This window comes from Acinetobacter genomosp. 15BJ (assembly GCF_000400715.1).
Classification (GTDB): Bacteria; Pseudomonadota; Gammaproteobacteria; order Pseudomonadales; family Moraxellaceae; genus Acinetobacter.
The window spans coordinates 2,034,253-2,061,150 of the sequence record NZ_KE007347.1; the positions used below are offsets into that span (position 1 = coordinate 2,034,253).

Sequence of the window (26,898 nt, forward strand, 5' to 3'; positions counted from 1 at the left end):
AGCTTATGTCCGAACAAGAGAAACCTGAAAATAATAATGCTCAAACCACTGAGCAAAATGAGACAACTCAAGCAGCAAAGGTGCCTGAGGCTGTCGTCCAAATGCCGCCTCCACCTCCACCGCCGACCAGTAAACTTATTAAAACCAAACGCTCTACCCTGTGGTGGATGCTGTTGGTGTTATTGGTCGGGATCACCATTATTTTATGGGCCTGGCGCATTGGCCCCTTCCACACGGCGGTTGAACAAACCGACAATAGCTATGTGAAAGGTAAAACGACCATCCTGTCTTCGCAGATCAATGGCTATATTAAAGATGTCTTGGTCAAAGATTTTGATCAAGTCAAACAAGGTCAAGTGTTAATGCATATTGATGCTACCACCTATGATCAAAAAGTCACACAGGCTGCATCTGGCGTAGAGCAAGCAGAAAATAGCCTTGCCAATCAAACTCAAGCTATTGCACAACGTCAGGCCGATGTTGTGGCAGCCCAAGCCAAATTGGATCAAGTCAAGGCACAGTATGATTTATCTGTGGCTCAGCTAAAACGCTACCAGCAATTGGGAGATAGCGGTGCGGCGTCTAAATCTGAACAAGATAAAGCCGCGGCAGATGCGCAGAATAATCACGCCTTACTGAAACAGGCTGAAGCCAATATCTTAGTGGCGCAAGAAGCTTTAAAAACAGCGCAAGTAGCGCAGTCTGGTTTAAAAGCACAAGTCAATAGCGCGCAGGCGCAACTCGACCAAGCCAATACCACCAAAGACTACAGCACCATTGTTGCACCATTGGATGGACAATTAGGTGAAGTCAATCCACGAGTCGGTCAATATGTCGCAGCGGGAACACAATTGCTTTATCTGATTCCGACACAAACGTGGGTGATTGCCAACTTTAAAGAAACCCAAATTGCCAATATGAAAATTGGGCAAAAAGCGTATTTCACTGTCGATGCGATGAATCATCAGAAATTTACAGGACATGTTGAACAGATTTCCCCTGCCGCAGGTTCAGAATTTAGCGTGCTCAAACCCGACAATGCCACAGGTAACTTTACCAAGGTGGTACAACGTATTTCAGTTCGTATCGCCATAGATCCAAATCAAAAAGGCATCGAAAACTTGCGTCCTGGGATGTCGGTAATTACCTCTGTGGATACCAACTCCTAATGCAACACTGACATTCTCAATCAAATCCATTTACAATGTGATCAAATCTATTTCTCTTGTTCGAAAATGTTTGATCACATTGCTTTACCCACACCTTATCAAACATTAGCACTTCCCAGTTCGGTTCAACTGACCATTAAGCGTCTGGACCTGATTCATCCTCATATTTCAGGCAATAAATTTTATAAGCTGAAATACAACCTCCTTGCAGCTCAACAACAAGGTTTGACTCAAATCCTGACTTTTGGTGGCGCATTCTCAAATCATATTGCCGCAACCGCCTACGCAGCACAGCACTTTGGCTTTCAAAGCATTGGCATAATTCGTGGTGAAGAACTTGCAACTCAAGACTTAAACCCTACCCTACAGACAGCGCAAGATTTTGGCATGCAATTGCATTTTGTCAGCCGAGCTGAGTATCGACTGCGGCATGAAGCGGAATATTTACAACAACTACAACAGCAATATCCGCAAGCCTTTATTGTTCCAGAGGGGGGTAGCAATGCACTTGCGCTGAAAGGAACACAAGAAATTTTGAGCAAAGATGATCAGGAAAATTATGATGTGATTTGTTGTGCAGTTGGAACAGGTGGCACCATTGCAGGACTGATTGAAAGCAGCTCAGCACAACAACTGGTTCTAGGCTTTTCTGCACTGAAGGGCGACTTCCTAAAACAGGATATTCAACAATGGACCAATAAAAGTAATTGGTCTTTAACCGATGCCTACTGCTACGGTGGTTACGCTAAAACCAATCCAGAACTACTGCAATTTATGCAGTATTTTGAACAGCAATATGCAATTCCATTGGAACAGGTCTATACCGCAAAGATGATGATGGGGCTATTTGATTTAATCCAGCAGCAGTATTTCCCTGAAAATAGCCGTATTTTGGCGATTCATACGGGTGGATTACAAGGTCGCTTAAAATAAAAAAAGCCACTCGCAAGTGACTTTTCATCTGATCAAATCAAGTGCTTAAAACCAACCATCGCCAATCGGCTTATTATCCATAAACACCACTAAGCCTTTGACAATGCGATAAATGAACCAGATTGATGCTGCGAATAGAATCGGAATGCCAATAAGCACAAAAGACAAAATAAACCCAATGATTGCAGCAATCAGAGTGATCCAAAAGGTTTTGATTTGCCACTCAAAATGACTGGCCAACCATGTTCCTTTTACCTCGTCACGCTTCATATAGTTCATAATAATCGCAGCAATACTGGTCAATCCTACAAAAATACTGGCCGCATAAAGCCCATACGCAATTAAGGTATATTGTCTGAGCTGATCTTGCTGATTCGGCGGCGTGCCTTCTAAAAAAGTCTTATCATTCATTATTGTTATCCCCTTTATTGAGACCAATTTTATAACATGCTTTGATTTTAAAAGTATGTTTTTTAATCAAACAATCAGCATACTCAAAAGGCTTTAAATCTTTTATAATTGCCCGCTTTTCCTCCCTTGAGTATTTTCCCCATGGTTCATCAAGTTGATGTTGTTGTTTTAGGTGCAGGTGCATCGGGCTTGATGTTGGCTGCAGAAGCAGGCAAACGTGGGCGCTCGGTTGTGGTATTGGAAAAGGCCAATAAAGTCGGCAAAAAGATTTTGATGTCAGGTGGTGGTAAATGTAACTTTACCAATCTGGAGGTCGAACCTGCCAATTATCTGTCTGAAAACCCACATTTCGTCATCTCAGCCTTAACGCGATATACCAATTGGGACTTTATTGCTTTGGTCTGCGAATACGGCATCGAGTACGAAGAACGCAAACACGGGCAATTATTCACTCTCAAAGGGTCGAAAGAAATTCTGGAACTTTTACTTTCAGAATGTGACAAAGCCAAACGTGTTCAGATTCAAACCCACTGTGAAGTACAGCAAGTGAAGACTCAGGCAGATTCCAGTTTTATTATTGAAACCAGTCAAGGGACTTATCACTGCGAATCCTTAGTCGTGGCAACGGGTGGATTATCCATTCCAACCCTCGGTGGCTCGGGCTTTGGCTACGAACTTGCACAACAGTTTGGTCATCATGTTTACCCAACCCGTGCAGGTCTGGTTCCTTTCACCTTCTCAGATCAGTTTAAAGAAGTCACAACACGCTTAAGTGGCAATGCATTAGATGCCACTTTGGTCAATGATCGTCATCAATTTACCGAAGCTTTGTTGTTTACCCATCGTGGTCTCAGTGGCCCAAGCTCATTACAACTTTCGAACTACTGGCATGTTGGGGAAAGCTTTAAAATTGATTTCTTTCCAAGCCAAGACTTTGCACAATTCTTTAAAGACAAGAAAAAATCACAGCCTAAAGTTCTACTGCGTACCTTAATCAGTGAATTTACCGCCAAAAGTATCGTACTTGAATTACAGCAATTGATTTGGGCAGAACAAAGTGAAACGCCTATTGGTAACCTCAGTGATGCACAGCTCGAACATATTGCAGCGCAATTGCATGCATTTACGGTGAAACCATCAGGTACTGAAGGTTACCGTACTGCCGAAGTCACACTTGGTGGGGTCGATACCAGTGAAGTATCCTCGAAAACCATGGAAAGTAAAAAACAGAAAGGTTTATATTTTATTGGTGAAGTGCTGGATGTTACAGGACACTTAGGTGGCTATAACTTCCAATGGGCATGGTCTTCTGCACAGGCAGCGGCTCAATTTGTCTGATATGACCATATGAATTACAGCACTTCAGGCTACATTCAATAAAATCTGTTTCAGTTTTGGTGGTCTGAAGAGTTTGCCGCTTCTGAAGTTGCGATTTGTTGTGTATTTTCAATGGGTCTCTCTTTAGAAGAGTTTGATTTAGCAACAACAAATTTATAAGCACTCGCCAAGAATCCAACAGTAATGCCTGCAATAATAATCGGTGCGAATACTCGATTTGGCCTCTTCATTTTCATTCTCCTATAGACTTTTTATTTAGAGACTATTGATACTTTAGCTATAAATGAATTGCTTTTGAGGTCAAATTTGTTATTTAAACTCTCTAACTTTACTCAAAATATCCAATCGCAATCCAAAACAAAAGCCAATAGCGCCGATACAAACAAAACGACCACCCTGCTTAGAGTGGTCGAATTGATTAAAAAAATCAAAGATTATTTTTTCTATTCATCCGAATAAGGCGGTGTAGGTGGCGTTGGATTCACCGTATTGGTTGAGGTTGGTGCTGTTGGATTCGCAGATTCAACGGATTCCTTATGTAAAGGATTCGGTTGTTTTGCTTCAGTTTTTGCCTTATCCAACAAATCGCTGAGCAAACGTTCTGCAGGTTGACGTCCACCTAAGCCAAAGGCCAAGGCAAAAGCCACAGCGACTGAGCCAAGTGTTAAGCCAAAAGCCAAATTCACAATCGAGTCAGCAATACCCATGGCTTTCAAGCCCATTGCAATCACCAAGCCCATAATTAAAATACGGACTAAATTGCCTAACCAGCGTGAACTGTTGTATTCACCACGTTGTACAATATTAGCAACCACATTAGCTAACCAGAAGCCGATCACTAGGATCACAGCACCAAGTAGGATACTGGCACCAAACTGGATAAACATCGCGATCAGTACACTGACCTGTTCTAATCCAAGTCGATTGGCCGCCTCTGAAACCGCAAATAACATGGTGAAGAAAACAATTAAACAACCGATCACATCAGAAACACGGGTTTGTCCCAAGAAGCGTTGTAAATCAAGCTTCATCGGGATTTCATCAACGCCTGCGCCAGAGATCAGTTCAGCCACTAAACGTCCCACAAAACGCGAGACGATATATGCCACAATTAAGATCAAACCTGCTGCAATGATTTGTGGAATTGCATACATGATCTGATTGAGCATTGCGGTTGCAGGTTGAGAAATCGCCTGAATACCCAAGGCTTCAAAGGCCACAATTAAAGTTGTAATAATAATGATGGCAAAGACAAATGAACCTAAGAATTTAGAAACATTTGAGTTCTTAAATAAGCCAACCTTTTCAGCTTGCGCCTGTAAACCCAGACTATTACTTAAGCCTTCAACAATACCTCTTACAATTTTCGCTAAAACATAGCCCACGAAAATGATCACAGCCGTAATAAACAGGTTCGGCAGATAAGCAATCGCTTCATTGACCATGTTTTGTACGGGAATTAAAAGCCCTGTTAAACCTAGAATTGATAAGACAATAGGCAAGAACAGTAATAACACTAACCAATAGAAAATTTCACCAATATTGCTACTGAGTGAACTGACACCAACTTCGCCACTCAGCTTCTCGTCGAGTTCAGTTTTAGAAAGTACATTGGTCAGCCCCGCACGTACCAGACGCGCGATAATCCAGCCAACAAATCCAACAGCAACTGCTGCCAGCAAGTTAGGTATATAAGCCAACACACGACCAACCATATTACTAAATGGATCACTGACCCCACTGATATTTAGGACATTGAGTGCACCAACGACAGCGAGAATCATCACAAACCAGAACACCAGTTTGGAGACCAGATTTTCAATATTTGGAGTACGGCCTGTTGCAGAAGACAATTTATGATTGGTATCAAGCTTTTGCAGTAATTTTTTAACACCTGCTGCAATCACTAAAGCAACAATCCACCCTACAAGTAGGATGACAACTGCAGCAAAAATAGGATGAAACTGATCCCAATAATACATTGCATCAAATCCTCCACGATTGGAGGGGTCACTAAAAAAATCATTCATGTTGTTATCCTTATATTGTGTTTTTAAATCTTGATACACATCCACCTAAGAACGTTCTGCAATTAAGAACATGATTTATGGATGCTTCCACCTTAGTTTTTGTCTATTTTCCAATCAATCAATGGCATCACTAATACAACAAAAAAGTCTCACAATATTGCAAAAAAGCTCATTGATTCACACCAATGAGCTTTATTATGAATTGGTTTTGGTCTAAAGATATGCTTGCTTAAGCATTCAGAATGGCCGACTGCATATGTGACATGATCACTTGAGCAGTTGGGTTAGCTGAATGATCAGCAACCATATAAACAAGTAATGCAATCAGGAAGATTCCGACCATAATCAAAATATAAACGGGTAATCTTCTCTTTTTGGTAATTTCTTCTTTGCTGGCCACATGAGGCTGTGGCTTACTAAAATCATGCATGATAGCAGCCCTCATCCTTTTACTTTTCAAGTTTTATATTAGCAACACTCAGTGTTGCATTGTGTGAAAAAGCTTCGGACTATCGTTGCACTGGTTTCAGAACTCTACTTTCTTTTATTTATTTTTTGTTTAAAATATAGTCGGTTTTAGAATGCGTTAAAATAAGCTATAATACGCGCCTCCTTTCTCAGCCGTTCTGCTTTATGTCCTATAGCCAACAAAGCGTTTCACTTGAATTAGACACTGATGTGACCCATCAATGTTTTTTACATCACACACGCGATGAACATTTGATTGGAATTATTGAGTTCAATAAGCCGAGCTATATTCTAAAATGGGGCGATTTAGAATACTTTCGTCGTCGTACCGAAGAGTTTTCGGTGATGCCATTGCCAGATTGTATCAATGCGATGATTGTCGATATTCGCAATGTACAGCCTTTTTTGGATAATGAAGTCCCGATTCTGCCTTGGCGTCTACTTGAAGAAGATTGCCCAGTACGCCTAGTCGTCCCACAAGATCGCCTGGAACATTATATCGGCTTGTTTGAACCGACTTGGTTAACCACCGATGTCGATACAGCTATTCAAGAAATTCGTGAATTTATGGATATGTTTGTACATTAAGACATATCCATTCACCACTCTTCTACCAATAATTCTCTACAGCAATATTCCCTTCACCACGACGATTCATAATGAGGCCACGTTGCTTCAGCGCTTCTTTGGTGTCCTCCACCATTTGTGGATTACCACATAACATCACATGACTACTGTCTCGGTTAAAACAGAGTCCTGCTGCTTTTTCTAATTCACCATTGCCAATTAAAACAGGCAAACGGTCGTGCAGGGCTGCATTCGGATCACGGGTAATGATTGGAATGAACTTAAAGCCGGTATGCCCTTCGCCAAATAAGGCTGCAATCTCTTGGATACGCTCGACATAAGCCAACTCAGATTCAGTACGGACGCTATACACCAGATTGATCTGCTGATATTTATTCCATGTTTCAAAGTCTTGTAACATCGATAAAAACGGCGCAAGCCCCGTGCCTGTTCCCAATAACCATAAATCCTGCGGTAAAGGTTGTTGATAACGTGCCAGTGTTAAATAGCCATAGGAAATTTTTTCCAGATACAACTCATCACCAACTTTAAGATGTTGCAGATTCGAGGTAAAAGCACCATCGGGCACAACAATTGAAAAGAATTCTAAAGTTTCATCAAAAGGCGAGGAAACAACAGAATAGGCACGTACAACCAATTCTCCCTCAACCATTAAACCAATACGGGCAAATTGCCCTGCGGTGAATTTGAAATGTGCTGGACGGGTCATGGTGAAGCTAAAAAGATTATGAGTCCAACGGTGTACAGATAAAACCTTTTCTACGCTAAATTTTTCAATTGACATGATGAGAACGTGGCACGAAACAGTGCGCTCATGTTAGCATGATCGAATAATTGATGGATACTCAAAACATTAAGGCTATTTAACATGCGCATGACATTACGCCAGTTGGCTGTTTTCGTGGCGGTCGCTCAAGAGGGAACGGTAACCAAAGCGAGTGATGCTGTCCGACTTACACAAAGTGCGGCAAGTATGGCTTTAGCAGATTTAGAAGATGGTCTAGGTGCACCACTCTTTGATCGTTTGGGTAAACGATTGCAGCTCAATGATTTGGGGAGATTTTTACTCCCGCAAGCTTTAGAAATTTTAGGTCGCTGTGATTCTTTTGAACAAGCGGCTAAGGGTGAATTACAAAGCATTGATCTACGTTTAGGCGCAACGCTTACAATTAGTGATTATTTAATGCCAGATTTGATGGCTGAATTTTTACAACGTCATCCACAAGCACATCTGCAACTGCAAGTGGGCAATACCCGTCAAATGATTGAAGCAGTCAATCAATTCCAATTGGATCTGGCCCTGATCGAAGGGTCTTGCCACTTACCTCAACTGCAATGTATCCATTGGCGTGATGATGAACTCGCCGTATGTTGTGCACCTGATCATCCTTTAGCACAACTGAATCGCCCCGTGAGTCCAACTGATTTCCTAGATGTGGAGTGGATTCTACGTGAGGAAGGCTCAGGCACTCGTGAAGTGTTTGATAATGCCATTTTGCAAGATTTACCCGATGCCAATATCCGTTTAACACTAGGTCATAATGAAGCGATCTTAAAAATTGTGGCGGGTGGTTTAGGCATGTCATGCGTGTCACGCCTAGCAATTGAACCACTACAAGAGAAAGGTCAGTTGGTGATCTTAGATACCCCATTTTGGCAATTAACCCGCCCGCTCTATATGCTCGTGCATCGTCAAAAGTACCAAGGACCTGGACTCAAAGCCTTTTTACAATTTTGTGAAAATCAGGTTTAATTCGCCCCAATAAAAAACGCTTCTAATAGGAAGCGTTTTTTATTGCTGCTCGATTTAGAAATCGAAGCTCACACCGAGTTTATAAGTACGACCTGCACCGACCGTGGTAAAGCCACTAGTGAACACACCATCCCAATATTTCTTGTCTGCGACATTATCGACATTGGCACGGAAAGTTGTGTTGACGCCACCAAGTTTAGTCGCATACTTCGCCCCCAAATCAACCAAGGTATAATCAGGTAACTTGAGTGTGTTATCAGCCGTTAAATATTGGTCATCGACATAGGTAGCAAACGCATTCACGCTTAACCCTTCAACAAAGGGGATCTGATAATCCACACCAACACCTGCAGTAAACTCAGGTGTACCTTCAATGGTTTTCCCTGAAAGATTCACACCACTTGAAATCGCTTTTTTATATTCAGTATCAATATAAGCCAGATTACCGTAAACAATCAGATCATCCGTGACTTTACCTGAAAAACCATATTCAACCCCTTTTGATTCGGTCTTTGCGCCATCCGTTGTGATTTGGGTAATGGCTTTATCATTTGGATCACGATAGGTTGTATCCGTCAGCGTGCTTGGTTTTTTAATTTGATAGAGTGCTAGAGTGTGTAACCAACGCTCGCCTTGGTATTTAGCGCCAATTTCATACTGCTTACTTTCAAATGGTGCAAAAGTTTTATTATAGTTCGCATCGGTCGCAACGCTCACTGTCGCACCTCTCACCAGACCTTCAACATAGCTGGCATAGAACGAGGTTTCCTCACCAAAAGGTTTCACAACAATCGCTGCACTTGGAGATAACTTATCATCTTTCAATGGTGGTGCATTCGTCGTGAGTGCCTTTAAATTCATGTCCTGATAGCGTACACCTAAAATAAATTGCAGCTTATCGTCCAGCATGGAAATCTGGTCACTCAGACTATAGCTAACATATACATCATCCGCAGTAGGAACAATCTCTGGCCATGTATCTGGCATATGGCCTTCATTGCTTGGATTGTAAATATTGGTTGGGAAATAAACCTCTGTTGCCCCTCGCCCTTTATGTTGGCTGTATTTACGTTTTAGATAATCAGCACGGAATGCCAGCGTATGAGAAATATCACCCGTGAAAATTTGACCTTCTAAACCCGCATTAAATGTGGTGTTATGCTCTTTTGAACCAACTCGGTAATATTGTGCCAACGCATCACCATTCGCACCAACCAAAGGCTTGGTATTGCCTACACATTGAATAGCACTCACACAATAATTGGCAGGCAAATCTCGCACAACCATACGCGTACCAAATAAATGCCCGCGATATTCACGCTCGTTAAATCCAACACCAGCAAATGCTTTTAGATTTGGTAAAAGCTTATATTCACCTGACAGCCCCACATAGTTAGCACTTTGCATACCCTCTAAATGTGGAAAATAATTCAGCTTGCCATCAGGTGCGGCTAATATACGTTTCAGAGTTGAAAAAGAAATCATAGCTGGTGAACCACCCTCACGACTATCGCGTGTGGTGTAGGCATCAAAATTAATTTTAGCTTGATCAGTGGTATAGTCGAGTGCCAAAACTGCTGCGGTATTTTTATCTTCTAGGCCATCAACAATATGTTCACCTTGTCCGTAAGTCGCACTGACACGTGCACCGAACTCCTTGTTTTCACCAAAACGGCGTGCCACATCAAAACCTGATTTGTAATAGCCACCATCTTCGTACATGGCTGATACTTGGGTCAAATCTCGATCAGCACGTTTGGTCGTGGCCATCACTACACCACCAATACTTCCCCCTGGAGCCATCCCAGCAATCAATGCATTCGGTCCTTTTAGTACGCTAGCAGAGCTCAAAATATCAGTTGGGGTTCGACCACTTGGTGACATACCATAAGAACCATTAATATTGGCATCTTCCCACGTCACGGCAAAACCACGAATCATAAAGTTTTCGTTTAAATGACCGCTATTCGTAGTCGTACGGATACTTGGATCATTTTTAAGAATGCCTGCGATCGAATCAGCTTGCTTATCTTTAATCGCCTGTTCTGTGTAAGACTGGATACTAAATGGTGTATCTAATACCGCTTTCTCGCCTAGAATACCTAAGCTGGCATCTTTTTTTAGTTTTCCTGTCGCATCCGTTGCCTGTGAATCGGCTTTTACCGTAATCGTTGGTAAAACGGTATTGTCTTCAGCAACAGCAAACATAGGCAAAGCAATGAGAGATAAAAATAATATATTCTTTTTCAAGTGATCAAACCCCGATAAAAATTTGACCACAGTATATAAGATAAATTTACAAATGATAATAAAAATCATTAATAAAATAATACCCATTTATTTGGTGAATATAAAAATCTCATCATGAGAATTCACATAATTTATTTTTAACTTAATAACCGATGAAATGCGTTGGTCTCTCAGGCTCAGTGCAACAGCTGATTAGCTACAATAGGCCAATCGAGAAGCAATAGTATTAGATCTTATAGAAAGAAAAAGAGGCTAGAAGCCTCTTCTCTCTTGAACTTTAAAAGCACGTTCCAATCAAACCAGAAAAATTAGCGTCTGAAATTTGATAATAGTTCTGATGTGATCGAATTATTGTGCGTCGCTATTTTAGTTTTTCTAGTTTTCGCTGGATTTGGATCAACAAGCTCAATTTTTGTGGCTTTGTACTTCCCGTCATTTTCGACGACCACAAATTTCACTTTTTCATTTCTTTTCGGCTCACCACCCGCTGGATACTCTGAAATATGAAAAAACACATCCCCTTCAGAGGTCCCAATAAAGCCAAAGCCTTTGTCTGGATTATATTGTTTAATTTTTCCCTGATAGAACTCTTGCTTCATGACATTTATCCTACTTTGCAAATCTGATAATCACAGTATATAAAAATAAAAAAGAGACTTTCAATCTATCCCCCAAAACAGCTTCAGGATGAGATCAAGTCTCTTTTTATGAATGTTTCAAAAATCAGTCTTTTTGAACACTACCAAAAATCTTGTCACCAGCATCACCCAGACCAGGAACAATATAGCCTTCTTCATTCAGACCTTGGTCAATCGATGCGGTATAAATCAACACATCAGGATGTGCAGCTTCTACTTTCGCAACACCTTCTGGCGCAGCAACCAAGACCATGACACGAATATCTTTACAGCCACTTGCTTTCAATACATCAATTGCAGCAATTAAAGAATTACCTGTCGCAAGCATTGGATCAATAATCATCGCTAAGCGATTGGCAACATCAGGCACCAACTTTTTATAGTAAGTGCGCACTTCTAAAGTTGCTTCATCACGCTCTAAACCTAAGACACTCACTTTCGCGCTTGGAATCAGACTAAGAACGCCCTCAAGCATACCAATACCAGCACGCAAGATAGGAACAATTGTGATTTTCTTCCCTGCGATACGCTGAGTTGAGACTTTCCCTGCCCACCCATCAATTTCATGATCAACAACAGGAAGATCCTTTGTTGCTTCATAAGTCAGTAACATCGTGACTTCTTGCGCTAATTCACGAAAGTTCTTGGTACTAATATCTGAACGACGTAATAAACCAAGTTTATGGCGAATAAGCGGATGACGGATTTCTTGAATCGACACGAATGAGTACCTAGGTAATATTAATCTCACTCTATTATAAAGTGTTTTTTTACTCATCAATAAAAAAGCCTCCAACTTTGGAGGCTTTTTTGTACAAATCCGACGATTACTGTTGTTGAGACAACATAAAGTGCAATGGAGAAAGGATCTCTGCCTTCAATGCCAAGTTAATCATTGGATCTGGATAAACACCCATCACCAATACTAATAACGCAGCAGCAAGGACCATAAGACCACCGACTTTACTTCCCCAATGGGCATCCGCATCAATACGAGGTACATCTGGTGGAGTCATATACATCACCACCATCACACGTAAATAGTAGTACAAACCGATACCACTACCCACCACGATCATTGCCGCCAAGAACCAGTGTTGCGTTGTCACCGCAGCCATCACAACTAGGAACTTACCAATGAAGCCCGCTGTTAATGGAATCCCTGCTAAAGACAACATCATCACAGTTAATGTTGCAGTCAAGATCGGACGGCGCCAGAACAAACCACGGTAGTCAGCAAGGCTTTGTGCTTCATCGACGTTGTTATACGGGCTCGACATTAATGCAACTGCACCAAATGCACCGATTGTGGTCAATACATAGGTAATTACATAAACAGTCACACTACCCAAACTTGCGTAAGTCATGCTGATTAAAGCAATCAACAAGTAACCGAAGTGTGCAATCGATGAATAACCCAAGATACGTTTCAAGTTGACTTGACGAACTGCAAGTAAGTTACCCACCACGATCGACAATACCGCAATGATTGTAATTACTGTCACTAATGATTCAACCAAGATTGCACCAGAAGTCAGTAAGTAACGTACAAATAGACCAATCGTTGCAACTTTCGCAGCCGTTGCCAAGAAGGTTGCCATAGGCGCTGGTGCACCTGCATACACATCTGGCGTCCATTTATGGAATGGCGCAAGTGAAAGTTTGAATGCAACAGCAAAGGTAATTAAGCCTAAGCCCAATAACACCATTGGTTGTTTGATCGCAGCAAATAATGCCTGAACAGAGTCATAGAATGACAATGAACCTGTGTATGCATAGATATACGCCATACCCATGAGCAACATTGCAGAAGCAGTCGCTGAAAGTACAAGGTATTTAATCCCCGCTTCCAAAGACTGACTACGTTGATAGGTATACGCCAACATGCCGTATACAGGAATCGACATCAACTCTAGGCTGATGAAGAACGCTGCATAGTGTGAGCTTGAAACCAACAACATTGCGCCTGTCACTGAACACAGTAACAAGATATACAACTCTTCGCGGTTGTCCTTATAGGTCTCAATATAAGCATGAGATAAAGTACAGCACGCTAAAGCAGCAATCAAAATCAGGAATTGATAGAGCATGGTAAATGGATCAACCATGAACATGCCCATCACGTTTACTGGTGCAAAGTGCCCACTAAACATGGTGTATCCAATATAAATTGCAGCAAGGTTTAAACCCACAACCGAAGTTGTTGCAATCAAATTGTGATTACGCTTAATCGCAGTTAATAACATCACGACGATTGCGGTCAAAGCCACAATCATCACGGGAGCAAGTGGCATTAGCTCAGAAAAAGAAATTGTGAAGTTCATAATTTATTGCATCTCCACATGTTCAAGTTGAGTTGCTGCCTGTTGAACAGTCTCGACAACGTCTTGTACTGGCATATAACTATTTACTAACCATTGCATGCTTGAATGAGACATATCCAAGAATGTTTGCGGGTACATACCTAACCAAAGCAAACCGATCGCACAGATCATCAAAATGCTCACTTCACGAGCTGATAGATCTTTAAGTGGGCTGGTATAGTGCTGCTTTTGCTCTGGATTTGGTTCACCAAACAATGCTTTGTGAATCAGAATCAGACCATAAAGACCTGCAAATACCAAGCTTACTGCTGCAATAATCGTGAACGCTGGATAAGCTTTGAATGAACCCATCAAGATCAGGAATTCACCAATAAAGTTACCTAGACCTGGTACACCAACCAATGCTGCAACAAAGAACATCAAGAAGAATGGCAAGTATTGCAGTTGGCCACGAAGACCACCCATCAAGCGTAAATCACGTGTATGTAAACGCTCGTACACTTGACCCGACATTATGAACAATGCAGCAGATGACAAGCCATGTGCCAACATCATGATCATGAGGCCTTGGAAAGTCAGGATATTACCTGCATAAATTGCAAGTAAGATGAAACCCATGTGCGAAATAGACGTGTACGCAAGTAAGCGTTTCATATCTGTTTGTTGGTACGCTAAGAATGCACCGTAGAAAATACCAATCAGACCCAAAATAATGGCGATATCAGCAAATTGTGCTGATGCAGCTGGGAAGAATGGAATTACGAAACGAAGCAGACCGTACGCAGCTGTTTTAATCAAGATACCCGCTAAATCCACAGAACCCGCTGTTGGTGCTTGTGCATGCGCATCAGGTAACCAACCGTGTAATGGGAATACTGGTAACTTCACTGCAAAACCAATGAAGAAACACAGCATGAATGCATAAGCAACTTCAGGTGGTAAGTGGTTCGCAACAGCCAATAGATAGTTGTAATCGAAACCGATCATACCTGTCATCATGTATCCATAGACCACAAGGCCTAAGATACCGATCAACATGATCAAACCAGCGATTTGAGTATATAAGAAGAATTTGGTTGCAGCATAAACACGCGAACGACCATTCGACCCAGAGTGTCCCCATAACGCAATCAAGAAGTAGATTGGTACGAGCATCATCTCCCAGAAGAAGAAGAACAAGAATAAGTCAATCGCCAAGAATACACCGATGACCCCACCTAAACTCCAAAGTAAGTTTAAATGGAAGAAACCAACGTTCTTTTGAATCTCACCCCATGAACAGCCAACTGCGAGTACACCCAGTAAAGCAGTCAACAACACCATGAGTAAAGATAAACCATCCACCGCTAAGTGAATGCTAATGCCTAAAGTCTGAATCCAAGGAAGATGGAATTCAGCCGCCCAAGTCGGGACTTTACCGCCCAACTCGTAGCTAAATGTACCACTTTGCCACAGTGCAATGCCCAAACCGAAGGTAATCAGCATACCAATCAGGGCAATCCAGCGCGGCAAATGTTGGTCGTATTTATCGACTAACCAACAAATAAAACCAGCAATGAAAGGAACTAAAATCAGTGCGGGTAAAATTAAATTGTTTTCCATTTTATTTCCCCACAACCTGAATCACGATCAAGATCATCAATAACACCACTACACCGAGTGACATGCTTGAAGCGTATTCACGTAATGAACCTGTTTGACGCGAACTTGTAAAGCTATTACCACCCTTCACAATTGCAGGGAGCACTAACCATAAACCGTCAACTGGATCACGACCTAAAATTTTCGCAATCAATAAATAAGGTTTTACAAATACGATGTCATACAAAGCATCGAAACCAAATGCTGTACGGCAAATGTGCGCTAAACCTGAACCCAAAGATGTTTGAGCAAAAGCTTTTACTGCACCGTATGCAAAAGCAAACAAGAAGATACCCACAGCTAAACCAGCGAGGGCAACACCACTTGCTAAATGTTCAGCATGAGAAACTGCAGCTTCCAAGCTCTCAGGAACAACAAAACTTGGAATACTTGCAGCAGTCAATAATTTTGCAACTGGTGCTTGTAGGAAGTAGCCGATACCTGTTGATAACGCAGCAAGAATCGCAAGTGGACCCCAGTAAGTTACGCCATGAATTGCATGTGCATGGGTTTTCTCTTCGCCGAAGAATACCACCCAGATTAAACGGAAAGTATAGATAGACGTTAAGAATGCACCCGCAACACCAACCCAGTACAAAGTATTGTAAAGCGGAAGATTTGCAATTGTAGACTGTGCATAGACTGCACCCAAGATCGCATCTTTAGAGAAGAAGCCAACAGTCACGATTGGAAGTGCTGCCAATGCGCCACCACCAATTACGAAACACCAGAATACGAATGGAATCTTGTGACGTAACCCACCCATTTTGAAAATGTTTTGTTCGTGATGACATGCAAGAATTACGGCACCTGAAGAAAGGAACAATAACGCTTTGAAGAATGCGTGAGCCAACATGTGGAATAAACCAGCTTGGTATGCTTCAGCACCCACCGCCATAAACATATAACCCAACTGACTCATGGTTGAGTAAGCCAAGATACGCTTGATATCGGTTTGCACCAATGCGGCAAAGCCAGCAACCAGCAAAGTCACAGCACCTGTAATCGAGATGAACTGCATGACTTCTGGTGCCATTTCCATCACAGAGAACATACGGCAGCATAAGTACACACCCGCTGTAACCATTGTTGCAGCGTGGATCAATGCAGATACTGGTGTAGGACCAGCCATCGCATCAGCTAACCAAGTTTGTAATGGAATTTGTGCTGATTTACCCGCCGCACCCAAGAACAACATCAATGCTGTCCAGATCGACAATGATGAGCTTTGCGTCATGACAGTCGCTGCATTTTCAACAATGTACTGAATATTCAACGTACCAAATTGTTGATAGAGCAAGAACAACGCGATGAGTAAGAATACGTCACCCACACGTGTTACGGTGAATGCCTTGATTGCTGCCCAACCATTTGCAGGGTTTGAGTAGTAGAAACCAATCAATAAGTAAGAGCACAGACCTACGCCTTCCCAACCTAAGAACAATAACGCCAAGTTATCGCCCAATACCAACAACAACATGCTGGCAACGAATAGGTTGAAATAAGAGAAGAAACGCGCATAACCTTCTTCACCACGCATATACCATGATGCGAAGATATGAATCAGGAAGCCAACACCTGTGACCATACCTGTCATCAATAAAGACAAGCCGTCTAAATGTAGGCTAATGCCTGGCTCAAAACCGCCAACACTGAACCAAGTCCATAAGTGTTGAACAAAAACGGTTTGACCACTGCTGGTAAATGCAAGACCGGCAATTAAAGCAAATAACGCAGATAAACCCACTGAACCGACGCCAATAATGGCAGCTACATTTTCAGAAAGTTTGTCACGCCCTGCCGCTAAAAGGATAAAACCAATGAGCGGAAATAAAACGGTTAAATATAATGTACTCATCCGCGCATCTCACTAGCAGCATCCACATCCAAGTGATGGAAGCGATGATAAAACTGAAGGACGATCGCAAGACCAATACATGCCTCTGCTGCAGCAAGCGTCAGGATCAAAATGAACATAATCTGTCCATCTGGTTGAGCCCAAACACTACCTGCCAAAACGAATGCCAACGCAGCAGCATTCATCATTACCTCAAGGCTCATTAGCATAAATAAAAGGTTGCGTCGCACCATTACACCGTAAAAACCCAGTGCAAAAAGGATGGTTGCAACGATCAAACCATGTTCTAAAGGGATGTGTCCCATTATTCTTTATCCTCTTCTGCACCTGGTTCACGTTTGCCTAAGTGGAATGCTGCAACAAGTGCTGCAAGCAATAACATCGCGGCAACTTCTACCAATAATAGATAGTGAGTAAATAGTGCTTGACCGACTGCTTTAGGTCCAACAACTTCTGTACCCATTGGCGCAGAAATCGTGGTGTATTCACCACCGAGCATCCACACCAAGATTAAGCCCAATAAAAAGCTCATCAGTGCAGGAAAAGCCCAAGCATCTGAAGTCAACCATTTGCTTTCTTGTTCAATGGTATCTTGTCCAAGGTTCAACATCATGACAACGAAGACGAACAAGACCATGATCGCACCTGCATAAACGATGATCTCAAGGGCAGCCGCAAACGGCGCCCCCACGATCATGAAAATTCCAGCAACAGCAAGAAGAGAAACGATCAAGCTAAGTAATGCATGCACAGGATTGGTGTTGGTCACAACACGTACTGTCGAAACAATGGCCACAAGTGCCATCAAATAAAATGGCCACATCATGGTAATAAGCTCCGTACATCTACTGGTGCACTTTCTTTTTGTGCTTGACCTTTTTCTTTACCGCTCACAGCCATACCGGTGACACGATAGAAGTTGTAGTCAGGATATTTACCCGGTCCAGAAATGAGTAAGTTTTCTTTCTCATACACCAAGTCTTGACGTACATATTCACCCAGTTCGAAATCTGGTGTCATCTGAATCGCTGTGGTTGGACATGCTTCTTCACACATACCGCAGAAAATGCAGCGTGAGAAGTTAATACGGAAAAATTCTGGATACCAACGTCCATCTTCTTTTTCCGCTTTTTGCAATGAAATACAGCCCACTGGACATGCAACCGCACAAAGGTTACATGCCACACAACGCTCTTCACCATCTGGATCACGCGTTAATACGATACGACCGCGATAGCGTGGAGGCGCAATTTGTTCACCTGGTACTTCTGGATATAAGATCGTGTCACGTTTACGTGTTACATGGCTGAACACCATCCATAACGAACGTACAATCGATCCAAAGCCAGCTAGAATTTTATACATTTTGTACTCCCTGCTGTCCTAGGCCTGATTCATCAGAATCACAGCACCAGTCACTAACAAGTTGACCAACGCCAATGGCAAACAAACTTTCCAACCAAAGTTCATCACTTGGTCATAACGTGGACGCATTAACGAACCACGAGCCAAGACAAACATCATTACAAAAAATGCTGTTTTAATCACGAACCAGAATAATGGTGGAACAAATGGAATTTCTAAGTTAAATGGTGCAAGCCATCCGCCGAAGAATAAAGTCACGATCAAAGCAGAGATCAAAACAACGTTGACGTATTCCGCAACGAAGAACATCCCCCACTTCATACCACCATATTCGACATGGTAACCTTCAGCCAATTCTTGTTCAGCTTCTGGTTGGTCAAATGGGTGACGGTGCGTGACCGCAACACCCGCAACCACAAAGATCAAGAAACCTAAGAACTGAGGAATGATGAACCACATATCACGTTGTGCTTCAACAATCTCACGAAGGTTGAATGAACCTGCAATCGCAACCACACCCATCAACGAGATACCCAAGAACACTTCATAAGAAATGGTTTGAGCAGCAGAACGAAGACCACCGAGTAATGAGTATTTGTTGTTAGACGCCCAACCACCAAATAACACTGCATAAACTGCAATACCCGCCATTGCCATAAAGAACAATAGGCCGATACTCATATCCGCAACGCCCAGTGTAGGACTTACCGGAATCACCATAAATGAAAGTACCGCAGTTGCCATCGCAACTGCTGGTGCTAAACGGAAAGTCAGCTTATCAGCAAACTTTGGTGTCCAGTCTTCTTTGAACATGATCTTGAGCATGTCGGCAACGATCTGGAACATACCACCCGGACCAACACGGTTTGGACCGTAACGGTCTTGCCATAATGCCAAGAGACGACGCTCAATAAATGACATCAAAGCAGCAACCAAAACCACCACCAGCAAGATCACAATCGCCTGAATCACAGAATAAGCGATTGGCCAGTTCTCAGCCCAAAGTGGCGTTTGACGTATAATTTCTTGATTCATGAATTACACTCCTACCGCCACAGAAACATGCTCTGCCAATGAAACAGTTGGTGCTAAACCAATTGGGTAACCAATATAACCTGTTGGTAAATATTCGATCACTTGTACTGGCAAGCTAATGCTTGTTTCACCCGCTTTCACAGTAATACGTTGACCATCTTGAACATTTAAACGTGTCGCATCTTGCTCACCCACAGCAAACATTGCTTCAGGAATACGAGATTCCATCGCAGGTGTTTTAATGGTGAATTCGCCAGAACCAAAAATATGGTGCATTGGCACAAGGCGGAAGCTTTCAGGATTCACAACAACAGCAGTTGGTGCAACATAGCTACGTGCAGGACGTTTAGCTAAACGATCGAATAAACGTACACCTGAATCACCACCTTTTAAGTGACCACCCACTTCATCTTGGTATTTGTTCCAAGCTTGTGGTGAGTTCCAACCCGCAGACCATGCGAAAGGTACCAATGAAGATGCAGTCTGATTCCCGACATAACCTTCCATCGAGAATGTTAATGCTGAATCAGGATCAGTCGGCTGTTTTGGCTCGTGAATCGATAACGGCGCACGCATTGCGGTACGACCTGAGTAACGACGTGGTTCACGTGCAATTTTCAAACCGTGGATACGATAGCCAGCATCTGGCGCAACGTCTTCAATTGCAGCAAGCACAGGAACATTCTTCACGATGTCATCAATCACATCATCCAGCAATGTCCAGTCCACTGCTTTGCCTTTGAGACCCGTCTCAATGGCATGTAACCAGCGCCAAGATTCTTTGATCGCATATTCAGGTTTGTAATAGCTTGGGTCATACACTTGATAGAAACGTTGTGCACGGCCTTCTTGGCTCACCACAGTACCATCACCTTCAGCGAAACTTGCTGCTGAAAGTACGATATCCGCAAGTTTCAAGGTTTCAGTTTCGCTATGATCGAGTACGACCACAGTCTCAGCCTTGTCAAATGCAGCCTTCACTTGAGCAACAGGTAAACGACGAGTTAAGTCATTTTCAATCACAACCACTGCATCATAATCTTGTGCAAATGCTTGTTCTAAGCTTAAGCCACCAAATAGAGCCAAGCCCATTGAGTTCACTTCAGGAACAGTCAATGACAAGCCCGCATGCTCACCTAAGTTTTGTGCAACTTGAGCTGCAGCTTCCATGATTGCAGGGTCTTGTAAGCTCGTACCAGAGATAATCAATGGCTTTTTCGCCGCCTTCAAAGTATCTGCAATGGTTTGTGCAAATGCTTTGGCATCATCAGCCAGACCCGTCAATACTTCGCCTTTAACAGCAGCAGCAACCGCGAAACCTAAACGTGCGATATCATTTGGAGATGCAACCACTTCACCTGTTGCAACATCCGCTAAACGCGTTTGTGTTGCAGCAAGGATATAAATTGGTGATTTTGCATCTTGACCGATACGTTGTACAGGTTCAGCTAACCAGTCTGGTGTACGTGTCGCAGCAGCCATTTCTTTAGCTTTATTTTTCGCAGCTTGGCGAACAGACAATGCCATACGTGGTGCAGTTTGAGTTAAGTCTTCACCTAAGATCAACACCGCATCATAGCTTTCAATTTCACGCATGTTCGGGTTATAGATACCCTGTGTTTGCATGATTGATGCAGCTAACTCAACCAAGTTTTGATCTTTTTGAGACATACCTGTTGAGTAATTGTCTTGTCCAACCAATTCACGCAGTGCGTAGTTTGATTCCAAGCTTGCGCGTGGTGAACCAATACCTAACACTTTCTTGCCTTGAAGTTGAGTAATCACTTGATCAAGTGCCTGATCAACACTCACGGTCACAACAGTTTCACCATTACGGAACTGCGGTTGACGTGGACGATCTTCACGATTCACATAACCCGTACCGAAACGACCTTTGTCACAAAGGAAGTATTGGTTGACTGAACCATTGAAACGGTTTTCAACACGACGGATTTCGCCATAGCGTTCACCCGGAGAAATGTTACAACCTGAAGAACAGCCATGACATACGCTTGGCGCATACTGCATGTCCCACTTACGGTTATAGCGTGCTGAATGTGTCTTGTCCGTGAATACACCTGTTGGGCAGACTTCAGTCAAGTTACCAGAGAATTCAGACTCTAAAGTTCCTGATTCTGGACGCCCGAAATAAACACGTGAAGCATTGGCATATACACCAAAGTCCGTACCACCCGCATAATCTTTGTAGTAACGCACACAACGATAGCACGCGATACAACGGTTCATCTCATGTGCAATAAACGAACCCAACTCTTGGTTGTGATGCGTACGTTTCGTAAAGCGATAGCGACGACGGTCATGTTGCGTCATGACTGTCATATCTTGTAAATGACAGTGACCACCTTCTTCACAGACTGGACAGTCGTGTGGGTGGTTAGTCATTAAGAATTCAACAATCGACGCACGGAAATCCGTTGCTTCTTTGTCTTCAATCGAAATATAGGTATTGTCGGCAGCAGGTGTCATACATGACATCACCAAGCGTCCACGTGTGTCCTCAGGATTTGCATACTGAGTTACCGCACATTGACGACAAGAACCAACAGAACCTAAGGATGGGTGCCAACAAAAATACGGGATGTCGATGCCAAGGCTTAAACATGCTTGTAGCAAGTTTTCAGTGCCGTTGACTTCATACGATTTTCCATCGACATGAATTGTAGCCATAGTCGAATTCCTTAAGCTTGTTCTACGTCTAGAGCAGGAGCATGGGTTTTAACCTTTGCTTCAAACTCGCCACGGAAATATTTAAGTGCGCCCATAAGCGGCTCCATCGCACCTGGTGCGTGAGCACAGAAAGTTTTACCAATCCACAATTTACGAGTAAGTTCTTGTAAGTGATCGATATCTTCTTTCTTACCTTCGCCTGCTTCGAGTGCTTTAAGCGCTTTAACTGCCCAAGGTAAACCATCACGGCATGGTGTACAGAAACCACATGATTCACGTGCAAAGAATTCTTCTAAATTACGTGTTGCAGAAACCATACATTGAGTTTCATCCACAACCATCAACAAACAAGTTCCTAAACGTGAACCCGCTTTCATGATTGTTTCAGAATCCATTGGAAGATCAATGTGCTCGGCTGCTAAAAAGTCAGTCGAAGCGCCACCCGGTAACCATGCTTTCAAAGTGAGACCATCACGCATACCACCGGCATGTTCTTCAATCACTTCACGCGCTGTTGTACCGAATGGAAGTTCCCAAAGACCAGGGAATTTAACTTTGCCTGATGCACCATAGATTTTGGTACCCGGATCTTTCGACTTACCAGCAGAAAGATTGATGTACCACTCAGGACCACGCAGCATAATCGCTGGCAAGTTGTTATAGGTCTCAACGTTGTTGACAATCGTTGGACGGCCCCATGCCCCTGCAACTTGCGGGAATGGTGGCTTAGTACGCGGATTGGCACGACGACCTTCAAGCGAGTTAATTAATGCAGTTTCTTCACCACAAATATAACGACCTGCACCGGTATGCACGTATAACTCAAAGTTCCAACCTGTTCCAAGGATATTGTCACCCAAGTAACCTTTGGCACGAACTTGCTCTAATGCTTCATTTAAGTATTGAGCCGCTTCGATATATTCGCCACGGATGAAGATATAACCATGAGTCGCTTCAAGGGTATAACCTGCAATCAGCATCCCTTCGATCAATTGATGTGGAAGTTTTTCCATCAACAAACGGTCTTTAAAGGTTCCTGGTTCCATTTCATCGGCATTACAGATCAAATAGCGTGGACCACCATCATTGGGTGCCATCAATGACCATTTGATCCCTGCTGGGAAACCCGCACCACCACGACCTTTAACCGTCGCAGCTTTAATCACTTCAAGCACATCTTTTGGCGGCATACCAAGTGCTTTTTTAAAGCCAGCATAACCTTCAAGTGCTTCGTAATCGTCAGCAACACGGACGTGCTCTTGCTTGCTCAAACGCCAAGTTAATGGATGCGTTTCTGGGTTACCGTCGCCATAAATTGGTTTTGGTTCAGTATTCATACATACTTCTCCAATAACTGTTTGACTGATGACACTTCCACTAAACCGTGGGTATCTTCATCAATCATTAAAGTTGGACCTTTATCACAGTTGCCTAAGCAGCAAATTGGGAGCAAGGTAAAACGACCATCTGCTGTGGTTTGTCCGTACTGGATACCCAACTCACGCTGAAATGCTTCAGCTAAAGTTTCTGAACCCATCAAGAAGCACGCAATTGAGTCACATAATAAAATCACGTGACGACCAACAGGTTGGCGATAGATTCGGTTATAGAACGTCGCTACGCCTTCTAAATCAGCCACACTAATCGTCAGCAATTGTGCAATTGCATTCATTTGCGCATCATCTACCCAGCCATTACGGCCTTGTACACACTTCAACGCATCAAGCGATGCTGCACGTGGGTACGGATAGTGACCAATGTGATGTTCAATTTCATGGATTTCTTCAGCAGTCAAAATCCCTTCAACATTCACACGAGGTTTTTTATCAGTCAAAATCATCATAATCGTTTACCCCTAGCGATCCACGTCAGCCATAACCACGTCAATGGTCGCCAAATAAATGATCAAGTCAGAAACCAAACTGCCGTTAATCACTGAAGGCATTTGCTGTAAGTGAGTGAATGTCGGTGTACGAATACGGGTACGGTAACTCATGGTTGACTTGTCTGAAGTCAAATAATAAGTACTCGCACCTTTCACGACTTCCGTCATAAATGATGACTCACCAGCAGGCATTACTGGACCCCAAGATACGCTCAAGAAGTGCGTAATCAAGGTTTCAATATCTTGTAATGTCTTATCTTTCGGTGGTGGAACAGCCAATGGATGATCCGCTTTATATGGACCAGACGGCATGTTGTCCAAGCACTGTTGAATAATTTTCAACGACTCAGTAATTTCACGGAAGTGAACCAAGACACGTGCATATGCATCGCCTTCATATTCCACTGGAATATCAAAGTCGAAGTTTTCATAACCACTGTATGGACGATATTTACGAACGTCAAAGTCAATCCCCGTCGCACGTAAACCAGTACCTGTTACACCCCAAGCCAACGCAGATTTAGCATCGTATTGCGCAACATTGCGGGTACGACCAATAAATACTGAGTTTTTAAGCGCCGCAGTGTAGTACTCGTTCAAACGTTTCGGCATCCATTCCAATAATTCTTTCACCAGCTTTTGCCAGTTATTTGGAAGGTCATGTGCCGTACCGCCGATACGGAACCATGCTGGGTGCATACGGTAACCCGTAATCGCTTCAACGATGTCATAGACTTTTTGACGGTCTGCGAACATATAGAATACAGGGGTCATACCGCCCGCATCCTGAATCGCTGTACCACAGAACAATAAGTGGTTATTGATACGGAATAATTCGTTCAGCATCACACGAATGACTTGTGCACGCTCAGGTACTTTAATACCAGCAAGCTGCTCAACTGCCATCACGTATGGCATGTTTTGCGCACAACCACCTAAGTAGTCAACACGATCGGTATAAGGAATGAATGAATGCCATGTTTGACGTTCAGCCATCTTTTCCACACCACGGTGGTGATAACCGATATCAGGTACACAGTCTTTCACTTCTTCACCATCCAACTGTAACACCACACGGAAAGCACCGTGCGCAGATGGATGGTTAGGACCCAAGTTCAGGAACATGAAGTCTTCGTCGTCATTACCGCGCTTTAGACCCCAGTCTTCTGGTACAAAGCGTAAGTGTTCTTGTTCGAAATCTTGCTTTGCTTGGTCTTGCATATACGGCGTATATTCTGTCGCACGCGCTGAATATTCTTTACGTAATGGGTGACCTTCCCAATAGGTTGGCAACAAGATACGACGGAGCATTGGATGCCCTGCGAAATCGATACCAAACATATCGTAAGCTTCACGCTCGTACCAGTTGGCATTTGGCCAAATGTTGGTTGCAGTTGGAATGCTTAGATCATTTTCATTCAACGCAACTTTAATACGAATATCACTATTACGCTCAAGCGATAACAAGTGATAGAACACAGTAAAGTCAGATGCCGGTAAACCATCACGGTGAACACGTAAACGCTCATCTACCGCTGACAAGTCAAACAACATCACATAAGGACGTTCCACTTTACGGAGGAACATAAGGACTTCTTGCACGCGTGCGCGCTCAACCCAGACTGTTGGAAACTCTTCAAAAGTCGTCTGCACATAGAAGTTCTCACCAAATTTGGTTTTGAGCTCTTCTACGATTGCAAATGCAGGGCGGGAATCAACTGGTGTTGATTCTGGCATAGCAATGTCAGTTTCAGCCATTGGCTTGGCTTCCTATTTAATACAAATTCTGGCAATTTTTCCGATGACCATACCCATCACGGGACATGTCAAAAACTCATCGAGAAAATTATTTAATATCATCCATAGAGCGTAAGTTTTTCACCGCAATACGTTCAGCATTTTTACGGTCACGTTCTGGCATCATCTTTGGCTTATACACAGGCTGAAGATCATCACCAATAACCGCTGAAAGTGGACGGCGCTCTAGTTGAATTTGGTCTTGAAGTAACATCAATGCTTGAATCAATGCTTCTGGACGAGGCGGGCAACCTGGGATGTACACATCAACAGGAATAATTTTATCGACACCTTGAACCACAGAGTAGATGTCATACATACCGCCAGAGTTCGCACAGGCACCCATTGAGATGACCCATTTAGGCTCAAGCATTTGTTCATACAAACGTTGAATTACAGGTGCCATTTTGACAAAGCAGGTCCCTGCAACAATCATCAAATCTGCTTGACGTGGTGAAGCACGAATAACCTCAGCACCAAAACGGGACAAGTCATGTACACCCGTTAAAGTCGTTGCATATTCAACGTAGCAGCATGAAGTACCGAAGTTAAAAGGCCACAAAGAGTTTTTACGCCCCCAGTTCACCGCTGTATGCAACACATCTTCAAGACGCGTCATCATCACGCTTTTATTAACTTCTTCCTCAAGTGGATCAGTTACGATTTGACGATCTTGTAATGGATATTGATCGGCATCTGGATTCGCACGGGTTAAAGTATATTTCAT

General features: G+C 42.9%; 25 protein-coding genes. 5 read left to right on the forward strand and 20 right to left on the reverse strand.

Going from position 1 to position 26,898, the window contains the following annotated elements; genetic code table 11:
- Positions 1-5 precede the first annotated feature (5 nt).
- Positions 6-1,169, forward strand: coding sequence for an HlyD family secretion protein (locus tag F896_RS04805; RefSeq protein WP_016164595.1), 1,164 nt, complete (start codon positions 6-8; stop codon positions 1,167-1,169).
- A gap of 66 nt (positions 1,170-1,235) precedes the next feature.
- Complete coding sequence (locus tag F896_RS04800; RefSeq protein ID WP_016164596.1) at positions 1,236-2,102, forward strand: 1-aminocyclopropane-1-carboxylate deaminase/D-cysteine desulfhydrase; 867 nt, start codon at positions 1,236-1,238, stop codon at positions 2,100-2,102.
- A 45-nt stretch (positions 2,103-2,147) separates the two neighbouring features.
- Here F896_RS04800 and F896_RS04795 read toward each other — a convergent pair whose 3' ends face one another.
- Positions 2,148-2,513, reverse strand: a complete 366-nt coding sequence (locus F896_RS04795; protein ID WP_016164597.1) for a DUF4870 family protein — start codon at positions 2,511-2,513, stop codon at positions 2,148-2,150.
- Between the two features lie 141 nt (positions 2,514-2,654).
- On the opposite strand from F896_RS04795, the gene F896_RS04790 reads away from it, so the two are divergent.
- The gene (locus tag F896_RS04790) at positions 2,655-3,851 is read left to right on the forward strand and encodes a BaiN/RdsA family NAD(P)/FAD-dependent oxidoreductase (protein WP_016164598.1); all 1,197 of its coding nucleotides are present in this window, start codon (positions 2,655-2,657) and stop codon (positions 3,849-3,851) included.
- A gap of 50 nt (positions 3,852-3,901) precedes the next feature.
- On the opposite strand, the gene F896_RS04785 is transcribed toward F896_RS04790, so the two are convergent.
- The 3 genes from F896_RS04785 to F896_RS04775 all read right to left on the reverse strand — a co-directional run bounded on the left by F896_RS04785 (position 3,902) and on the right by F896_RS04775 (position 6,311).
- Positions 3,902-4,081, reverse strand: a complete 180-nt coding sequence (locus F896_RS04785; protein ID WP_004804800.1) for a hypothetical protein — start codon at positions 4,079-4,081, stop codon at positions 3,902-3,904.
- A 213-nt stretch (positions 4,082-4,294) separates the two neighbouring features.
- Entirely contained in the window at positions 4,295-5,881 is a 1,587-nt protein-coding gene (locus F896_RS04780) for a mechanosensitive ion channel (protein WP_016164599.1), read from the reverse strand.
- 229 nt (positions 5,882-6,110) lie between these two features.
- A complete protein-coding gene (locus F896_RS04775) occupies positions 6,111-6,311 on the reverse strand; it encodes a hypothetical protein (protein ID WP_004804796.1) in 201 nt (66 codons plus the stop codon).
- A 203-nt stretch (positions 6,312-6,514) separates the two neighbouring features.
- Here F896_RS04775 and F896_RS04770 point away from each other — a divergent pair, with 203 nt between their 5' ends.
- Complete coding sequence (locus tag F896_RS04770; RefSeq protein ID WP_004804795.1) at positions 6,515-6,937, forward strand: hypothetical protein; 423 nt, start codon at positions 6,515-6,517, stop codon at positions 6,935-6,937.
- Positions 6,938-6,959: 22 nt separating this feature from the next.
- Here F896_RS04770 and F896_RS04765 read toward each other — a convergent pair whose 3' ends face one another.
- A complete protein-coding gene (locus F896_RS04765) occupies positions 6,960-7,721 on the reverse strand; it encodes a ferredoxin--NADP reductase (RefSeq protein WP_016164600.1) in 762 nt (253 codons plus the stop codon).
- An 84-nt stretch (positions 7,722-7,805) separates the two neighbouring features.
- On the opposite strand from F896_RS04765, the gene gigC reads away from it, so the two are divergent.
- Positions 7,806-8,690, forward strand: a complete 885-nt coding sequence (gene gigC / locus F896_RS04760) for a LysR family transcriptional regulator GigC (RefSeq protein ID WP_016164601.1) — start codon at positions 7,806-7,808, stop codon at positions 8,688-8,690.
- Between the two features lie 54 nt (positions 8,691-8,744).
- Here gigC and F896_RS04755 read toward each other — a convergent pair whose 3' ends face one another.
- The 15 genes from F896_RS04755 to F896_RS04685 form a co-directional block, all read right to left on the reverse strand.
- Positions 8,745-11,009, reverse strand: coding sequence for a TonB-dependent receptor (locus tag F896_RS04755; protein WP_032882438.1), 2,265 nt, complete (start codon positions 11,007-11,009; stop codon positions 8,745-8,747).
- Between the two features lie 239 nt (positions 11,010-11,248).
- Entirely contained in the window at positions 11,249-11,539 is a 291-nt protein-coding gene (locus F896_RS04750) for a cold shock domain-containing protein (protein WP_004804787.1), read from the reverse strand.
- Between the two features lie 124 nt (positions 11,540-11,663).
- Positions 11,664-12,299 (reverse strand): uracil phosphoribosyltransferase, encoded by a 636-nt coding sequence (gene upp, locus F896_RS04745; protein ID WP_017402053.1) that lies wholly within the window; start codon positions 12,297-12,299, stop codon positions 11,664-11,666.
- 106 nt (positions 12,300-12,405) lie between these two features.
- Entirely contained in the window at positions 12,406-13,902 is a 1,497-nt protein-coding gene (gene nuoN, locus F896_RS04740) for an NADH-quinone oxidoreductase subunit NuoN (RefSeq protein ID WP_005191265.1), read from the reverse strand.
- Between the two features lie 3 nt (positions 13,903-13,905).
- Positions 13,906-15,504 (reverse strand): NADH-quinone oxidoreductase subunit M, encoded by a 1,599-nt coding sequence (gene nuoM / locus F896_RS04735; RefSeq protein WP_016164604.1) that lies wholly within the window; start codon positions 15,502-15,504, stop codon positions 13,906-13,908.
- Position 15,505: 1 nt separating this feature from the next.
- Positions 15,506-17,401, reverse strand: coding sequence for an NADH-quinone oxidoreductase subunit L (gene nuoL / locus F896_RS04730; RefSeq protein WP_005312459.1), 1,896 nt, complete (start codon positions 17,399-17,401; stop codon positions 15,506-15,508).
- Positions 17,398-17,706 (reverse strand): NADH-quinone oxidoreductase subunit NuoK, encoded by a 309-nt coding sequence (gene nuoK, locus F896_RS04725; RefSeq protein ID WP_004655436.1) that lies wholly within the window; start codon positions 17,704-17,706, stop codon positions 17,398-17,400. The genes nuoL and nuoK overlap by 4 nt, the downstream gene beginning before the upstream one ends.
- Positions 17,706-18,224 carry an NADH-quinone oxidoreductase subunit J gene (nuoJ, locus tag F896_RS04720; protein ID WP_171061079.1) on the reverse strand — a complete coding sequence of 173 codons (519 nt, stop codon included), beginning with the start codon at positions 18,222-18,224 and terminating at the stop codon, positions 17,706-17,708. The genes nuoK and nuoJ overlap by 1 nt, the downstream gene beginning before the upstream one ends.
- Entirely contained in the window at positions 18,224-18,766 is a 543-nt protein-coding gene (gene nuoI, locus F896_RS04715) for an NADH-quinone oxidoreductase subunit NuoI (RefSeq protein ID WP_004655439.1), read from the reverse strand. The genes nuoJ and nuoI overlap by 1 nt, the downstream gene beginning before the upstream one ends.
- 18 nt (positions 18,767-18,784) lie before the next feature.
- Entirely contained in the window at positions 18,785-19,801 is a 1,017-nt protein-coding gene (gene nuoH, locus F896_RS04710) for an NADH-quinone oxidoreductase subunit NuoH (protein ID WP_004804775.1), read from the reverse strand.
- Between the two features lie 3 nt (positions 19,802-19,804).
- Complete coding sequence (gene nuoG, locus F896_RS04705; protein ID WP_016164605.1) at positions 19,805-22,489, reverse strand: NADH-quinone oxidoreductase subunit NuoG; 2,685 nt, start codon at positions 22,487-22,489, stop codon at positions 19,805-19,807.
- An 11-nt stretch (positions 22,490-22,500) separates the two neighbouring features.
- The gene (gene nuoF, locus F896_RS04700; RefSeq protein ID WP_016164606.1) at positions 22,501-23,826 is read right to left on the reverse strand and encodes an NADH-quinone oxidoreductase subunit NuoF; all 1,326 of its coding nucleotides are present in this window, start codon (positions 23,824-23,826) and stop codon (positions 22,501-22,503) included.
- A complete protein-coding gene (gene nuoE, locus F896_RS04695) occupies positions 23,823-24,332 on the reverse strand; it encodes an NADH-quinone oxidoreductase subunit NuoE (RefSeq protein WP_005151248.1) in 510 nt (169 codons plus the stop codon). The genes nuoF and nuoE overlap by 4 nt, the downstream gene beginning before the upstream one ends.
- Positions 24,333-24,344: 12 nt before the next feature.
- Positions 24,345-26,132, reverse strand: a complete 1,788-nt coding sequence (gene nuoC, locus F896_RS04690) for an NADH-quinone oxidoreductase subunit C/D (RefSeq protein WP_004804769.1) — start codon at positions 26,130-26,132, stop codon at positions 24,345-24,347.
- Positions 26,133-26,220: 88 nt separating this feature from the next.
- Positions 26,221-26,898 carry a NuoB/complex I 20 kDa subunit family protein gene (locus tag F896_RS04685; RefSeq protein ID WP_004655450.1) on the reverse strand — a complete coding sequence of 226 codons (678 nt, stop codon included), beginning with the start codon at positions 26,896-26,898 and terminating at the stop codon, positions 26,221-26,223.

Bases quoted from the DNA above. Each gene is read 5' to 3' on its own strand.
- nuoK (WP_004655436.1), bottom strand. From the start codon at position 17,706: ATGGGACACATCCCTTTAGAACATGGTTTGATCGTTGCAACCATCCTT.
- F896_RS04785 (WP_004804800.1), bottom strand. From the start codon at position 4,081: ATGAAGAGGCCAAATCGAGTATTCGCACCGATTATTATTGCAGGCATT.
- nuoE (WP_005151248.1), bottom strand. From the start codon at position 24,332: ATGATGATTTTGACTGATAAAAAACCTCGTGTGAATGTTGAAGGGATT.
- nuoC (WP_004804769.1), bottom strand. From the start codon at position 26,132: ATGGCTGAAACTGACATTGCTATGCCAGAATCAACACCAGTTGATTCC.
- nuoG (WP_016164605.1), bottom strand. From the start codon at position 22,489: ATGGCTACAATTCATGTCGATGGAAAATCGTATGAAGTCAACGGCACT.
- gigC (WP_016164601.1), top strand. From the start codon at position 7,806: ATGCGCATGACATTACGCCAGTTGGCTGTTTTCGTGGCGGTCGCTCAA.
- F896_RS04685 (WP_004655450.1), bottom strand. From the start codon at position 26,898: ATGAAATATACTTTAACCCGTGCGAATCCAGATGCCGATCAATATCCA.
- F896_RS04805 (WP_016164595.1), top strand. From the start codon at position 6: ATGTCCGAACAAGAGAAACCTGAAAATAATAATGCTCAAACCACTGAG.
- F896_RS04770 (WP_004804795.1), top strand. From the start codon at position 6,515: ATGTCCTATAGCCAACAAAGCGTTTCACTTGAATTAGACACTGATGTG.
- F896_RS04765 (WP_016164600.1), bottom strand. From the start codon at position 7,721: ATGTCAATTGAAAAATTTAGCGTAGAAAAGGTTTTATCTGTACACCGT.
- F896_RS04750 (WP_004804787.1), bottom strand. From the start codon at position 11,539: ATGAAGCAAGAGTTCTATCAGGGAAAAATTAAACAATATAATCCAGAC.
- F896_RS04780 (WP_016164599.1), bottom strand. From the start codon at position 5,881: ATGAATGATTTTTTTAGTGACCCCTCCAATCGTGGAGGATTTGATGCA.
- nuoN (WP_005191265.1), bottom strand. From the start codon at position 13,902: ATGAACTTCACAATTTCTTTTTCTGAGCTAATGCCACTTGCTCCCGTG.
- F896_RS04795 (WP_016164597.1), bottom strand. From the start codon at position 2,513: ATGAATGATAAGACTTTTTTAGAAGGCACGCCGCCGAATCAGCAAGAT.
- F896_RS04755 (WP_032882438.1), bottom strand. From the start codon at position 11,009: ATGATTTTTATTATCATTTGTAAATTTATCTTATATACTGTGGTCAAA.
- nuoJ (WP_171061079.1), bottom strand. From the start codon at position 18,224: ATGTGGCCATTTTATTTGATGGCACTTGTGGCCATTGTTTCGACAGTA.
- F896_RS04790 (WP_016164598.1), top strand. From the start codon at position 2,655: ATGGTTCATCAAGTTGATGTTGTTGTTTTAGGTGCAGGTGCATCGGGC.
- F896_RS04800 (WP_016164596.1), top strand. From the start codon at position 1,236: ATGTTTGATCACATTGCTTTACCCACACCTTATCAAACATTAGCACTT.
- nuoL (WP_005312459.1), bottom strand. From the start codon at position 17,401: ATGAGTACATTATATTTAACCGTTTTATTTCCGCTCATTGGTTTTATC.
- nuoH (WP_004804775.1), bottom strand. From the start codon at position 19,801: ATGAATCAAGAAATTATACGTCAAACGCCACTTTGGGCTGAGAACTGG.
- nuoM (WP_016164604.1), bottom strand. From the start codon at position 15,504: ATGGAAAACAATTTAATTTTACCCGCACTGATTTTAGTTCCTTTCATT.
- F896_RS04775 (WP_004804796.1), bottom strand. From the start codon at position 6,311: ATGCATGATTTTAGTAAGCCACAGCCTCATGTGGCCAGCAAAGAAGAA.
- nuoI (WP_004655439.1), bottom strand. From the start codon at position 18,766: ATGTATAAAATTCTAGCTGGCTTTGGATCGATTGTACGTTCGTTATGG.
- nuoF (WP_016164606.1), bottom strand. From the start codon at position 23,826: ATGAATACTGAACCAAAACCAATTTATGGCGACGGTAACCCAGAAACG.